16 protein-coding genes are annotated in these 13,588 nt (G+C 64.5%); 3 read left to right on the forward strand and 13 right to left on the reverse strand.

The genetic code is table 11. The features are described 5' to 3' along the window. Positions 1-3 precede the first annotated feature (3 nt). The 10 genes from ACDI39_RS26065 to ccoN (ACDI39_RS26110) all read right to left on the reverse strand — a co-directional run bounded on the left by ACDI39_RS26065 (position 4) and on the right by ccoN (ACDI39_RS26110) (position 9,077). The gene (locus tag ACDI39_RS26065; protein ID WP_225789885.1) at positions 4-534 is read right to left on the reverse strand and encodes a FixH family protein; all 531 of its coding nucleotides are present in this window, start codon (positions 532-534) and stop codon (positions 4-6) included. Positions 535-548: 14 nt separating this feature from the next. Then, positions 549-1,964, reverse strand: coding sequence for a cytochrome c oxidase accessory protein CcoG (ccoG, locus tag ACDI39_RS26070; protein ID WP_225789884.1), 1,416 nt, complete (start codon positions 1,962-1,964; stop codon positions 549-551). Between the two features lie 270 nt (positions 1,965-2,234). Next, entirely contained in the window at positions 2,235-3,218 is a 984-nt protein-coding gene (gene ccoP / locus ACDI39_RS26075; protein WP_225789883.1) for a cytochrome-c oxidase, cbb3-type subunit III, read from the reverse strand. Beyond that, the gene (locus tag ACDI39_RS26080; protein WP_225789882.1) at positions 3,215-3,412 is read right to left on the reverse strand and encodes a cbb3-type cytochrome oxidase subunit 3; all 198 of its coding nucleotides are present in this window, start codon (positions 3,410-3,412) and stop codon (positions 3,215-3,217) included. The genes ccoP (ACDI39_RS26075) and ACDI39_RS26080 overlap by 4 nt, the downstream gene beginning before the upstream one ends. A gap of 5 nt (positions 3,413-3,417) precedes the next feature. Continuing rightward, positions 3,418-4,026 carry a cytochrome-c oxidase, cbb3-type subunit II gene (gene ccoO, locus ACDI39_RS26085; protein ID WP_225789881.1) on the reverse strand — a complete coding sequence of 203 codons (609 nt, stop codon included), beginning with the start codon at positions 4,024-4,026 and terminating at the stop codon, positions 3,418-3,420. Beyond that, the gene (gene ccoN / locus ACDI39_RS26090) at positions 4,026-5,468 is read right to left on the reverse strand and encodes a cytochrome-c oxidase, cbb3-type subunit I (protein WP_225789880.1); all 1,443 of its coding nucleotides are present in this window, start codon (positions 5,466-5,468) and stop codon (positions 4,026-4,028) included. Before ccoN (ACDI39_RS26090) ends, ccoO (ACDI39_RS26085) begins: the two co-directional genes overlap by 1 nt. Positions 5,469-5,891: 423 nt before the next feature. Then, positions 5,892-6,833, reverse strand: coding sequence for a cytochrome-c oxidase, cbb3-type subunit III (gene ccoP, locus ACDI39_RS26095; protein WP_225789879.1), 942 nt, complete (start codon positions 6,831-6,833; stop codon positions 5,892-5,894). Further along, a complete protein-coding gene (locus tag ACDI39_RS26100; protein ID WP_410045696.1) occupies positions 6,830-7,027 on the reverse strand; it encodes a cbb3-type cytochrome oxidase subunit 3 in 198 nt (65 codons plus the stop codon). The genes ccoP (ACDI39_RS26095) and ACDI39_RS26100 overlap by 4 nt, the downstream gene beginning before the upstream one ends. A gap of 3 nt (positions 7,028-7,030) precedes the next feature. After that, positions 7,031-7,639, reverse strand: a complete 609-nt coding sequence (gene ccoO / locus ACDI39_RS26105; RefSeq protein ID WP_023381403.1) for a cytochrome-c oxidase, cbb3-type subunit II — start codon at positions 7,637-7,639, stop codon at positions 7,031-7,033. Positions 7,640-7,652: 13 nt separating this feature from the next. Continuing rightward, a complete protein-coding gene (gene ccoN / locus ACDI39_RS26110; protein ID WP_225789878.1) occupies positions 7,653-9,077 on the reverse strand; it encodes a cytochrome-c oxidase, cbb3-type subunit I in 1,425 nt (474 codons plus the stop codon). Between the two features lie 49 nt (positions 9,078-9,126). On the opposite strand from ccoN (ACDI39_RS26110), the gene ACDI39_RS26115 reads away from it, so the two are divergent. Continuing rightward, positions 9,127-9,825: an alpha/beta family hydrolase gene (locus ACDI39_RS26115; RefSeq protein ID WP_225789877.1), complete on the forward strand. Its 699-nt coding sequence runs from the start codon at positions 9,127-9,129 to the stop codon at positions 9,823-9,825. A gap of 105 nt (positions 9,826-9,930) precedes the next feature. Here the strand turns inward: ACDI39_RS26115 and ppnP are convergent, their stop codons facing one another. Further along, complete coding sequence (gene ppnP / locus ACDI39_RS26120; RefSeq protein ID WP_225789876.1) at positions 9,931-10,215, reverse strand: pyrimidine/purine nucleoside phosphorylase; 285 nt, start codon at positions 10,213-10,215, stop codon at positions 9,931-9,933. Positions 10,216-10,288: 73 nt separating this feature from the next. Then, a complete protein-coding gene (locus ACDI39_RS26125; protein ID WP_225789875.1) occupies positions 10,289-10,840 on the reverse strand; it encodes a 3'-5' exonuclease in 552 nt (183 codons plus the stop codon). Positions 10,841-11,036: 196 nt separating this feature from the next. Between ACDI39_RS26125 and ACDI39_RS26130 the strand changes: the two genes are divergently transcribed. Further along, complete coding sequence (locus tag ACDI39_RS26130) at positions 11,037-11,840, forward strand: substrate-binding periplasmic protein (RefSeq protein WP_225789874.1); 804 nt, start codon at positions 11,037-11,039, stop codon at positions 11,838-11,840. A gap of 65 nt (positions 11,841-11,905) precedes the next feature. Next, a complete protein-coding gene (locus ACDI39_RS26135; RefSeq protein WP_225789873.1) occupies positions 11,906-12,919 on the forward strand; it encodes a GNAT family N-acetyltransferase in 1,014 nt (337 codons plus the stop codon). An 86-nt stretch (positions 12,920-13,005) separates the two neighbouring features. On the opposite strand, the gene ACDI39_RS26140 is transcribed toward ACDI39_RS26135, so the two are convergent. Then, complete coding sequence (locus ACDI39_RS26140; protein ID WP_225789872.1) at positions 13,006-13,536, reverse strand: RNA polymerase factor sigma-70; 531 nt, start codon at positions 13,534-13,536, stop codon at positions 13,006-13,008. Positions 13,537-13,588 lie beyond the last annotated feature (52 nt).

Raw genomic sequence — 13,588 nt, forward strand, 5'->3', positions numbered from 1 at the left:
CAGTCATTCGTGATGCTCGGCCCCTTGCAAGGCCTCGTCGCCCAGCTCCAGGGTGACGCCGTGGGCAACCTTCTCCTCCTCGAACAATCGCCATACCTGCCCGTCCTGGCTGCCCAGCAGCTCGACGAAGCGCCGCCCCTCGACCCGGTCGTCCAGCTGGCCGACATAGCGGCCCGGCTCGCTGCGGGCCAGCTCGACCTTGCGGTCCTTGTCCGGCTGGGTCGGTGAGATCAGGTTCAGTTCCAGGGCTTGCGGATCGCTATTGCCGGTCAGGCGCACGTCCACCTCGCCGGTCAGCTCGTCCAGGTGCACGCTGGCCTTGAGCTTGAGGTCCTGGGCCAGCAGCTCGCGGTCCAGCGAGCGGTTGATGCCCTTGCCGGCCTCGTAGTAGTTGTCGTTGACCAGGTTGTCCGGGTTGTTCACGGCGATGCTGACCATCGTCAGGCTCAGGCACACCGAGGTGGCGAGGATGCCGATGATGATCCAGGGCCAGAGGTGCTTGTACCACGGGCTGGCGGCGGTTGCGGCAGGCATTGTCGACTTCTCTCTCAACGGATTTGCGGGCCGATGAAGCGGCTCTTGGCTTCAACCTGGGTGGCGCTGTCGTCGGCGTCCTTGAGGATGAAGGTGATTTCATTGGTGGTCGAGGGCAATTGCTCGGGCGCGACCGACAACTGCACCGGCAGGCTGACGATATCGCCGGCGGCGACCCGGATCTCGCGATGCCCCTCGAGCTGCAGGCCTGGCAGGCCGCTGGCGTCGAGCACGTAGACGTGGTCGCGTTGGTCCTTGTTCATGACCTTGAGGCTGTAGACGTTCTCGATCCGCCCTTGCGCGTTCTCGCGGTACAGCACCCGGTCCTTGCTGACGTCGAAACCGACCAGCGAACGGGTGGCGAAGGCGGTGACCAGGATACCGATCATCAGCAGCAGCACCAGGGCGTAGCCGATCAGCCGTGGGCGCAGCATGTGGGTCTTCTGCCCGGAGAGGTTGTGCTCGGTGGTGTAGCTGATCAGGCCCTTGGGATAGTTCATCTTCTCCATGATGCTGTCGCAGGCGTCGATGCAGGCAGCGCAGCCGATGCACTCGATCTGCAGACCATCGCGGATGTCGATGCCGGTGGGGCAGACCTGCACGCACATGGTGCAGTCGATGCAGTCGCCCAGGCCCTTGGCCTTGTAGTCCATGTCCTTCTTGCGCGGGCCGCGGGTCTCGCCGCGGCGCGGGTCGTAGGAGACGATCAGGGTGTCCTTGTCGAACATCACGCTCTGGAAGCGCGCGTAGGGGCACATGTACACGCACACCTGCTCGCGCAGCCAGCCGGCGTTGCCGTAGGTGGCGAGGGTGAAGAACGCCACCCAGAAATAGGCCCAGCCATCGGCTTGCCCGGTGAAGAACTCGATGACCAGCTCGCGGATCGGCGAGAAGTAGCCGACGAAGGTCATGCCGGTGACGAAGCCGATCAATAGCCACAGGCTGTGCTTGGCCGCCTTGCGCAGGAACTTGTTGGCGCTCATCGGCGCCTTGTCCAGCTTCATGCGCTGGTTGCGGTCGCCCTCGGTGACCTTCTCGCACCACATGAAGATCCAGGTCCAGACGCTCTGCGGGCAGGTGTAGCCGCACCAGACCCGGCCGGCGAACACGGTGATGAAGAACAGGCCGAAGGCAGAGACGATGAGGATGCCCGAGAGCAGGATGAAGTCCTGGGGCCAGATGGTGGCGCCGAAGATGTAGAACTTGCGCTCGGGCAGGTTCCACCAGACGGCCTGGTGCCCGCCCCAGTTCAGCCACACGGTACCGAAGTACAGCAGGAACAGGAACGCCCCGCCGACCATTCGCAGCCGGCGGAACACGCCGGTGAAGGCGCGGGTGTAGATCTTTTCCCGGGAGGCGTAGAGGTCGACGGAGTCCTTTCCCTTCTTGGCAGGCGGGGTGACGTCATGTACCGGAATCTGCTTGCTCATCATCAAGTCCCACGGCAGTGGAGAAGTGCCGCGGCCAGTACGTGCCGGCCGCGGTCGTACGCATTCTGCTAGCGCTCTGCGGCCCATGATACGCCGCTGCTGGCAGGCTGGGAGCGCGTTGCGACCTTTAGTCGCATTGGGTTGGTGGTTTGAATCGTGTTATGGCGGCTGTCAATTGATCCAGGTCATGGCGGGAGGCGAAATGTCCGGCGTTGCGCCGTAACCTGGGGGAGCATGGCCCTGCCAGCGATGGCAGGGCCATGGATGGGCTCACTCGGCCTTGGCGGTTTCCGACTGCTGCTGGTGCGACAGGCTATAGACATAGGCTGCCAGCAGGTGGACCTTGTCGTTGCCCTGCAACTCGGCCTGGGCCGGCATCTGGCCCTGGCGGCCGTAGCGGATGGTCTGCTGCAACTGGGCGAAGCTTGAGCCGTAGATGAACGCCTGCGGGTGGGTCAGGTCAGGCGCGCCCATGGCCGGGGTGCCCTTGCCCTCGGGGCCGTGGCAAGCCACGCAGTTGGCGGCGAAGATCTCCTTGCCCTTGGCGGCATCGGCCTTGATCCCTTCGGGCAGGCTACGACCGTCCAGGTTGGTCAGGACGAAGGCGGCGACGTCGGCCACGCCCTGTTCGCCGATCACCTCGGCCCAGGCCGGCATCACGCCGTGGCGACCGTTCATGATCGAGGCCTTGATGGTCTCCGGCTCGCCGCCCCAACGCCAGTCGTTGTCGGTGAGGTTGGGGAAGCCGTAGGAGCCACGGGCATCGGAGCCGTGGCACACCGAGCAGTTGGAGGCGAACAGGCGGCTGCCCATCTTCAGCGCTTGCGGGTCCTTGGCCACGTCCTCGATGGGCATGGCGGCGTACTTGGCGAAGATCGGGCCGAAGCGGGCGTCGGCCTTGGCCATCTCCTTTTCCCACTCGTGCACGCCGGTCCAGCCGGGCTGGCCGTTGGAGAACTCGGTCTTCTTCTCGTTATCCAGGTACTGGTAGCCGGGCAGGATGCCTTTCCAGTTGCCCAGGCCCGGGTACAGCACCAGGTAACCCAGGGCGAACACGATGGTGCCGACGAACAGCCAGAACCACCATTTCGGCAAGGGGTTATCGTACTCCTCGATACCGTCGAAGGCATGGCCGACGGTCTCGTCGGTGACCTCTTCGCGCTGGCCCTTGCGGGTCGACAGCAGCAGCCAGGTCAAGGCGAAGATGGTGCCCAGGGTCAGGACGGTGACGTACAGACTCCAGAAGGTTGTCATTGTTCTTTGCTCCTAGAAGCTTTCGCTTGCGCTTGCTCGACGTGCTTGCTGGCCTCGGGGTCGTCGGCGAAGGGCAACCGGGTCGCCTCGTCGAATTCCTTCTTGCGCCGTGGGTTGAACACCCACAGCGCCAGGCCCACGAAGGCCACCATCACCACGACGGTGCCCAGGCCACGAATCATCCCGATATCCATCAGCGTCACCGTTTGCTCTTGATGATGGTGCCCAGGCCTTGCAGGTACGCCACGATGGCGTCCATCTCGGTCTTGCCCTTGACCGCGTCGCGGGCGCCGGCGATGTCCTCGTCGGTGTAGGGCACGCCCAGGGTGCGCAGCACCTCCATCTTTTTCGCGGTGTCCTTGCCGTCGAGCGTGTTCTCGACCAGCCACGGGTAGGACGGCATCTTCGATTCCGGTACCACGTTGCGCGGGTTGTACAGGTGCGCGCGGTGCCAGTCGTCGGAGTAGCGGCCGCCGACGCGGGCCAGGTCCGGGCCGGTGCGCTTGGAGCCCCAGAGGAAGGGGTGGTCCCAGACGCTCTCGCCGGCCACCGAGTAGTGGCCGTAGCGCTCGGTCTCGGCACGGAACGGGCGGATCATCTGCGAGTGGCAGCCGACGCAGCCCTCGCGGATGTAGATGTCGCGCCCTTCGAGCTCCAGTGCGGTGCGCGGCTTCATGCCTTCGACCGGTTTGTTGGTGACGTCCTGGAAGAACAGCGGGACGATCTGGGTCAGGCCGCCGATGCTGACGGCGATGACCATGAAGAAGGCCAACAGGCCGATGTTCTTCTCGACTGCTTCATGCTTCATCAGTGAGCTCCCACGACGACGATCTTGGCGGCTTCTTCAGCGTCGGCCGGCTTCGAGGCGCGTACGGTGCGGTAGACGTTGTAGGCCATCAGCAACATGCCGGAGGCGAAGAACGCACCGCCCAGGGCGCGGACGATGTAGCCCGGGTGGCTGGCCTGCAGGGCTTCGACGAAGGAGTAGGTGAGCGTGCCGTCGTCGTTGATGGCGCGCCACATCAGGCCCTGGGTGATGCCGTTGACCCACATCGAGGCGATGTACAGCACGGTGCCGATGGTCGCCAGCCAGAAGTGCGCGTTGATCAGGCCCACGCTGTGCATCTGTTCGCGGCCATAGACCTTCGGGATCAGGTGGTACAGCGAGCCGATGGAGATCATCGCCACCCAGCCGAGGGCGCCGGCATGCACGTGGCCGATGGTCCAGTCGGTGTAGTGCGACAGCGAGTTGACCGTCTTGATGGCCATCATCGGGCCTTCGAAGGTGGACATGCCGTAGAACGCCAGGGACACCACCAGAAAGCGCAGGATCGGGTCGGTGCGCAGTTTGTGCCAGGCCCCGGAGAGGGTCATCATGCCGTTGATCATGCCGCCCCAGCTCGGTGCCAGGAGGATGATCGACATCACCATGCCCAGCGACTGGGCCCAGTCGGGCAGGGCGGTGTAGTGCAGGTGGTGCGGGCCGGCCCAGATGTACAGGGTGATCAGTGCCCAGAAGTGGACGATCGACAGGCGATAGGAGTAGATCGGGCGCTCGGCCTGCTTGGGTACGAAGTAGTACATCATCCCCAGGAAGCCCGTGGTCAGGAAGAAGCCCACGGCGTTGTGGCCGTACCACCACTGGATCATGGCGTCGGTGGCCCCGGCATAGGCCGAGTACGACTTGAACAGGCTGACCGGCAGGGAGATGTGGTTGACGATGTGCAGCATCGCCGTGACCACGATGAAGCCACCGTAGAACCAGTTGCCGACGTAGATGTGCTTGGTCTTGCGCTTGACGATGGTGCCGAAGAACACCAGGGCGTAGGTGACCCAGACGATGGCCAGGAGGATCGCCAGCGGCCACTCGAGCTCGGCGTACTCCTTGGTGGTGGTGTAGCCCATCGGCAGGGTGATCAGCGCGCCGACGATGACCGCTTGCCAGCCCCAGAAGCTGAAGGCGGCCATGCCATCGGAGATCAGCCGGGTCTGGCAGGTGCGCTGCACGACGTAGTAGGAGGTGGCGAACAGCGCGCAACCTCCGAAGGCGAAGATCACCAGGTTGGTGTGCAGCGGGCGAAGGCGGCCGAAGCTCGTCCATGGCAGGTCCAGGTTCAGCTCGGGCCATACCAGTTGCGAGGCGATGTACACGCCTAGCCCCATGCCAAGGATCCCCCAGACCACCGTCATGATGGCGAACTGGCGGACGACCTTATAGTTATAAGCAGTCGGACTGATTGCAGTGCTCATTGCTAAGGTTCCACGGTTTGGGTGTTCTTGTTGGTTGGAAAATCGGCGCCAGTATCGGTAACCACCAGGGTTATCGCAACGCAAGACCTCTCGCCGACCCGTGTCCAGGCCCTTTCCACCACCGTCCCGCGGTTTGGGGGCTGGATGATTGTACACAAATAAATGTTTGTAATGTGTACCGTTTTTCGCCTTTTTCTGATCGATCGGTCAAGCTTTTTTTCAGGGTGGGCAGGCAAGGCTCCCCTCCCGACGCTATGGGCGAACGATGTCGAAGTCGTTGCGCGGTGTCAGGCCATGCACCGCGTCTGCTTCGGTCGCTGCGAGCGAAGCCTCTCTTAGGCAAACAAGCTTAGTTCCGTTCGGAGGGGGTGCAAGGAAGGGAGGTGTGGCGGGGAGTTGGGGCCGCACTGCGGCCCCGAAAGATCAACGGGCAGTCAGGTTGTCGCCCGCTTCATCTTGCGACAGGCTGTACACATAGGCCGCCAGCAGGTGGACCTTGTCGTTGCCCTGGATGTCGCGCTGGGCCGGCATCTGGCCCTGGCGACCGTAGCGGATGGTCTGTTGCAGTTGGGCGAAGCTCGAACCGTAGATGAACGCCTGCGGGTGGGTCAGGTCAGGCGCGCCCATGGCCGGGGTGCCCTTGCCTTCGGGGCCGTGGCAGGCCACGCAGTTGGCGGCGAAGATCTCCTGGCCCTTGGCGGCATCGGCCTTGACCCCCTCGGGCAGGCTGCGACCGTCCAGGTTGGTCAGGATAAAGGCGGCGACGTCGGCCACGCCCTGTTCGCCGATCACCTCGGCCCAGGCCGGCATCACGCCGTGGCGGCCATCCATGATCGAGGCCTTGATGGTCTCCGGCTCGCCGCCCCAGCGCCAGTCCTTGTCGGTCAGGTTGGGGAAGCCGTAGGCGCCCTTGGCATCGGAGCCATGGCACACCGAGCAGTTGGAGGCGAACAGGCGGCTGCCCATCTTCAGCGCCTGCGGGTCCTTGGCCACTTCCTCCACCGGCATGGCGGCGTACTTGGCGAAGATCGGGCCAAAGCGTGCATCGGCCTTGTCCATTTCCTTCTGCCACTCGTTGACCTGGGTCCAGCCGTTCTCGTAACCCGGCAGGATGCCTTTCCAGTTGCCCAGGCCCGGGTAGAGGATCAGGTAGCCCACGCCGAAGGCCAGGGTGCCGACGAACAGCCAGAACCACCACTTGGGCAGCGGGTTGTCGTACTCCTCGATGCCGTCGAAGCTGTGGCCCATGGTCTGGTCGGTGGTGTTGTGGCTCTGGCCCTTGCGCGTGGCGAGCAGCAGCCAGGTCAGGCCGATCAGGCTGCCGATGGTCAGTACGCTGATGTAGGTACTCCAGAAGGTGGTCATTGCCGGTTATTCCTCATGGCAGGTTCCTGCCCAGCAGGGGGCAGGCGGTCGTCGACGAAGGGCAGCAGGCGCGCTTCGGCGAAATCACGGTCGCGGCGACGGTTGAATACCCAGAGGCACAGGCCCAGGAAGGCGATCATCACCACCAGGGTGCCCAGGCCACGGATCAGGCCGATGTCCAGTGACAGTTCCATCGCTTACCTCTTGTTCTTGATCGCGGTGCCCAGCACCTGCAGGTAGGCCACCAGGGCGTCCATCTCGGTCTTGCCCTTGACCGCGTCGCGGGCGCCGGCGATGTCCTCGTCGGTGTAGGGCACACCCAGGGTGCGCAGGGTGCGCATCTTGGTGTCGGTGTGGCTGTTGTCGACCTGCTGGGCGACCAGCCACGGGTAGGACGGCATCTTCGATTCCGGTACCACGTTGCGCGGGTTGTACAGGTGCGCGCGGTGCCAGTCGTCGGAGTAACGGCCGCCGACGCGGGCCAGGTCCGGGCCGGTGCGCTTGGAGCCCCAGAGGAAGGGGTGGTCCCAGACGCTCTCGCCGGCCACCGAGTAGTGGCCGTAGCGCTCGGTCTCGGCGCGGAACGGGCGGATCATCTGCGAGTGGCAACCGACGCAGCCTTCGCGGATGTAGATGTCGCGGCCTTCGAGCTGCAGGGCGGTGTAGGGCTTCATGCCTTCGACCGGCTTGTTGGTGACGTCCTGGAAGAACAGCGGGACGATCTGGGTCAGGCCGCCGATACTGACGGCGAAGACCATCAGCAGGGCCAGCAGGCCTACGTTTTTCTCGATGACTTCGTGTTTCATCAGGCTTGTCTCCTCAGGCCAGCTGGGCGGTCGCAGGGGCGGCCTCGGCGGCCGGGGCACGCACGGTGCGCCAGGTGTTCCAGGCCATCAGCAGCATGCCGCTGAGGAAGATCGCGCCACCGACGAAGCGCACGATGAAGCCAGGGTGGCTGGCCACCAGGGTCTCGACGAAGGAGTAGGTGAGCGTGCCGTCGGCATTGACCGCGCGCCACATCAAGCCCTGGGCGATGCCGTTGACCCACATCGAGGCGATGTACAGCACGGTGCCGATGGTCGCCAGCCAGAAGTGCGCGTTGATCAGGCCGATGCTGTACATGCGCTCCTTGCCGAACACTTTCGGGATGGTGTGGTACAGCGCGCCGATGGAGATCATCGCCACCCAGCCGAGGGCACCGGCATGCACGTGGCCGATGGTCCAGTCGGTGTAGTGGGACAGGGCGTTGACCGTCTTGATGGCCATCATCGGGCCTTCGAAGGTGGACATGCCGTAGAACGCCAGGGACACCACCAGAAAGCGCAGGATCGGATCGCTACGCAGTTTGTGCCAGGCACCGGAGAGGGTCATCATGCCGTTGATCATGCCGCCCCAGCTCGGTGCCAGGAGGATCAGCGACATGATCATGCCCAGCGACTGGGCCCAGTCGGGCAGGGCGGTGTAGTGCAGGTGGTGCGGGCCGGCCCAGATGTACAGGGTGATCAGCGCCCAGAAGTGGACGATCGACAGCCGGTAGGAATACACCGGGCGCTCGGCCTGCTTGGGCACGTAGTAGTACATCATCCCCAGGAAGCCCGCAGTCAGGAAGAAGCCCACGGCGTTGTGGCCGTACCACCACTGGACCATGGCGTCGGTGGCACCGGCGTAGACCGAGTACGACTTGGTCAGGCTGACCGGCAGTTCCAGGTTGTTGACGATGTGCAGCATCGCCACGGTGAGGATGAAGCCGCCGAAGAACCAGTTGCCCACATAGATGTGCTTGGTGTTGCGTTTCATCAGCGTGCCGAAGAACACGATGGCGTAGCAGACCCAGACGATGGTGATCAGGATGTCGATCGGCCATTCCAGTTCGGCGTATTCCTTGGAGCTGGTGTAGCCCAGCGGCAGGCTGATCGCCGCCAGCAGGATCACCAGTTGCCAGCCCCAGAAGGTGAACGCGGCCAGGCCCGGTGCGAACAGGGTGGTCTGGCAGGTGCGTTGCACCGAATAATAGGAGGTGGCGAACAGGGCGCAACCGCCGAAGGCGAAGATCACCGCATTGGTATGCAGCGGGCGCAGGCGACCGAAGCTGGTCCAGGGAAGGTCGAAGTTCAGGGAAGGCCAGACGAGTTGCGCGGCGATGAAAACGCCGAGCCCCATCCCGACGATTCCCCACACCACCGTCATGATGGCGAATTGGCGGACCACCTTGTAGTTGTAGGCGGTACTGCTGGTTGTGTTCATGTATGGGTTCCCATCCACGGTTATAGGCAGGCTAGACAGCGAGGCAAGCATGAGTAATGGGCAAATGGCCGGTATTGACGGGGATCAATGGGCGCAAGTGGGAAATGTCCCAGGCTTGCGCTGCGATCCCCCACGCATCCGGGGGGACCAGGGCTATGCTGGCTGCCTGGTCCTGGCCCATGGCGCGGGGGCGCCGATGGACAGCGATTTCATGCAGGACATGGCGCAAAGGCTGGCGGCGCAAGGGGTAGGCGTGGTGCGCTTCGAGTTTCCCTACATGGCCCAGCGGCGCCAGGGCGGCGGCAAGCGGCCGCCCAATCCGCAGAAGGTGCTGCTCGACTGCTGGCGCGAGGTGTACCGCCAGGTGCGACTATTGGTCGCGGGGCCGGTGGCCATTGGCGGCAAGTCCATGGGCGGGCGCATGGCCAGCCTGCTGGCCGACGAACTGGGGGCCGATGCCCTGGTGTGCCTGGGCTATCCGTTCCATGCCGTGGGCAAGCCCGAGAAGCCCCGGGTCGAGCACCTGGCGGGGTTGCGTACGCGCACGCTGATCGTCCAGGGCGAGCGCGATGCCCTGGGTAACCGGGAGCGGGTGCAAGGGTATGTGTTATCGCCGTCGATCGAGGTGTGCTGGCTGGCGGCGGCCGATCATGACCTCAAGCCGCTGAAGGCCTCGGGGGCGACCCATGAAGGGCATCTGCAGGCGGCGGCGCAGCGGGTGGCCGGGTTCCTGGCGGGGGGGAACTAGCCTATCAATTGGGGCTGCGAAGCAGCCCCAGCATCTGTTACATCCAACGGGCCGCTAGAGGCTGGCCCCAGGGCTCGATTGCGCCGCCCTGAAAAATCGAACGCCTCAGTCGCGGTACTCGCACAGGTAGGCCGTATCCACCGCCACCTTCAGCTGGAACTTGCTGTCGGCCGGCACATTGAACTGGCTGCCGGCCTTGAAGGTTTCCCAGTTGTCGCTGCCCGGCAGCTTGACGGTCAGGGCACCGGAAACCACATGCATGATCTCGCGCTTGGCGGTGCCGAATTCATATTCGCCCGGGGCCATGACGCCGACGGTGGCCGGACCTTCCTGGCCAGTGAAGGCGATCGACTTGACGGTGCCATCGAAGTACTCGTTGACCTTGAACATGGGCGACTCCTGAAAGAAGGAATGAAAAAAGGCTGGCCAGTATGCCCAAGGCCCCCGGCGCCGTCATCTGCTTTCAGGGGCCGTTGGCGGGCAGGCTCAAGGGCAACAGCCGTGCGGTATTGCGGGCATCTTCCAGGGCGCGGTGCTGCTGCCCGCAGAACTGCAGGCCCGCCAGCTGCAGCGCGCCGTTGAGGCCGGCAGGCCGCTGCAGGTGGCGGGCCTTGGCGAAGCGTTGCTTGAGGTTGATGTGGGGCAGGGCTTGCAGCAGGCTCTGCACCTGATGCTGCTGCCATTCCTGGCACAACTGCTGGCGATCGTAGTCGCCCCAGCTGACCCAGGCCTGCAGGTGCCCGCGGTGATGGCCGAGCCAGCGCTCGAACTGTGCCCACACCTCGGGGAAAACCGCGGCGCCGTCGACATCGGCCTGGCTGATATGCGTCAGTTCGCGGCAGAACGGCGTCAACTGCCGCCGTCGCCTGGGCCGCACGAAACGCTGGAAATGGTCGACCTCGCGGCCTTCGCGGGTGACCAGGCTTGCGCCGATTTCAATGATTTCCATCTCCGTGACCGGCCAGCCACCGTCGTCGGTGGTGGCCTCCAGGTCGATCACCAACCAATGGCCCATACCAGGCTCCCTTGCAAGATGCAGAGGCCTGCAGGGTCGGCCTCGACCCGACAGGCCAGTGAAGCGTAGCCAATCTCCGGCCTGCCGACATCCCCTGGCACAATGCTGTTATTTTGCTATGGCCATCGGTTGTGCCCCGGCGGGAAAGCGCCTAGCTTAAATGGATCCAGGTCACAAACCGTGATGAGTGTCTCCCTTGACTCCTGCGTCCGGCCGCAAGGCCCTGTCTTCCTTGTTGATGGTTGCCGCGTTGTGGCTGGCCACCCCGGCCCAGGCTGGCGACGCGCTGGAGGTGAGGGTCGGCGCGGCGCATTTCCCGCCCTATACCGTGCGCCCGGAGCAGGGCGCCGAGCGCGGCCTGCTGGCGCAACTGGTCGAGGCGCTCAACCGCCTGCAGCAGGATTACCACTTCGTGCTCGTGCCCACCTCGATTCCCCGGCGTTTTGGCGATTTCCAGCAAGGGCGCACCGACATGGCGATCTTCGAGAACCCACAATGGGGTTGGCAGCAGATTCCCCATGAGGCCGTGGACCTGGGCCTGGAGGATGCCGAGATCTTCGTCGCGCGCCAGCAGCCGGGGCGCGACCAGGGGTATTTCGATGACCTGCAGGGCAAGCGCCTGGCGCTGTTCAACGGCTACCACTACGCCTTCGCCGGCTTCAATCCCGACCCGCGCTACCTGAGCGAGACCTACAACGCGACCCTGACCTACTCCCACGACAGCAACCTGTTCATGGTCCAGCGCGGGCGCGCCGACATCGCCCTGGTGACGCGCTCCTTCTATAACGACTTCCTGGTGCGCAACCCCGCCAGCCGCGGCCACCTGATGGCCTCCGAGCGGGTCGACCAGATCTACCACCACTATGCCTTGCTGCGCCCGGGTGCGCCCCTCTCGGGCGAAACCTTCGCCGCGCTGTTGCAGCGCCTGCGCGACAATGGCGAGCTGCTGCGCATCTTCAAGCCCTACCGGATTGGCGTCCAGGCCACGTCGGGTGACTAAATCCCAGGGCGCTGGTCACGTCTACAGGAATGAGTCTTTCCCTACCTTTTCCGTGAGCCATGACCATGCCGTTCGATGCCGCTTCGCAGCCTCTCTCCCTGCCGCGTTGGCGCAGCCTCAGCGCCGACGAGGGCGATTGCCGGCTGAGCCTGACACTCGAAGGACGCCCGCTGATCCAGATCCGCCTGGTACCTGCGAACCCCCTCCACGTGCACCTGGAATCCCTCTGCCCGGAGCGCGCCGAGCAGGCGCTGTGGGCCGCCTGCTACTGGCTGCTGTCGCGCGATCCGGCCTGCCAGCGCCTGGCCTGGCATCTGCCTGAGCCGGTCCCCCAGGCCGTGGCCAGTGGCCTGTTGCTGGCGGGCGAACAGCCGGGGGTGTACCTGTGCGAGCGCACCCTGTTCTGGCAATTACCGCAGCCTTGGCTGGGCGATAATGGTTCGGGCGTCTATCCGCAGCAGATGCAGATCAGCAACGGCAAGCGCCATCCACGTCGGGCACCCAAGCCGCGTGGCGAGGTGTACCGGCGCTTCGATGCGCGCCTGGGCGCCTGGGTGTCGCTGCGCACCCTGGAGATCGAGCAGGACCTGGCGCGTTTCAACCGCTGGCAGAACAACCCGCGGGTGCTGCAGTTCTGGCAGGAAGGCGGCACGCTCGAGCAGCATCGCGAGTACCTGGCCAAGCTCGAGGCCGACCCGCATGCCCTGACCCTGATCGGTTGTTTCGACGATGAGCCGTTCGCCTACTTCGAGGCCTACTGGGCCAAGGAAGACCGCATCGCACCCTTCTACCCGGCCAATGACTACGACCGTGGCATCCACATGCTGGTGGGGGAGGAGGCCCATCGCGGCCCGCACAAGGTCGCTAGCTGGCTGTCGGCGCTGGTGCACTACCTGTTCCTCGATGACCCGCGCACCCAGCGGGTGGTGGCCGAGCCGCGGGCCGACAACGGCAAGATGATCGGCTACATGCACGACCAGTGCTTCCATTGCGAGAAGGAGTTCGATTTCCCGCACAAGCGGGCAGCGCTGATGATTCTCGGGCGGGAGCGCTTTTTCGACCGCTGCAGGCTCGTCTAGCGGCTCCAAGCGGCAAGCGGCAAGAGAAGAGCGGGCTGGTGTGCGCTTGCTGCTTGCTGCTCGTAGCTTGAGGCTCGCCGCTGCCGTTACTCCTGGCGGCTGGCGGTCTTGCGGCAGTGGATCAGCGCGTCGCGGATCATGAAGTTGACCAGCGTCGGCGAGACGCCCAGCTCCTTGGCGATGTCCTTCTGTGGCACGCCGTGCAGGCGGTACATCTCGAAGGCATAACGGGTGCGCTGGGGCAGTTCGGTGAGGGCGTCGGCGATGTGTTCGAGGGTGGCGAGGTTGATATGGGTGGCTTCCGGCGAGGCGTTCTGGATGACGATATTGAGGCCTTCCTCCTCGCTGCCGGAGTACTTCAGCTCCATGGCCTGCTTGCGGTAGTGGTCGATGGCCAGGTTGCGCACGATCTGGAACAGGTAGCTGAGCTGGGCCTTGAACGACGACGTGATCTGTGGCGCGGCGCTGAGCCGGAAGAACGCATCCTGCACCACATCCTCGGCGCGTGAGCGGCAACCGGTGATGCGCGCGGCGATCTTGACCAGGATGCTGCGGTTGTCGACGAACGCTTGGAGTAACGGTGAATCGCACCTACTTGTGGACAATTGTTCCGCCATGGAAGTCACCTTGTTCTCTGAGGGGAAGGCAGCGCGCCGGGAGGGTGGCTAC

It is taken from the genome of Pseudomonas sp. Tun-23181 (assembly GCF_057415455.1).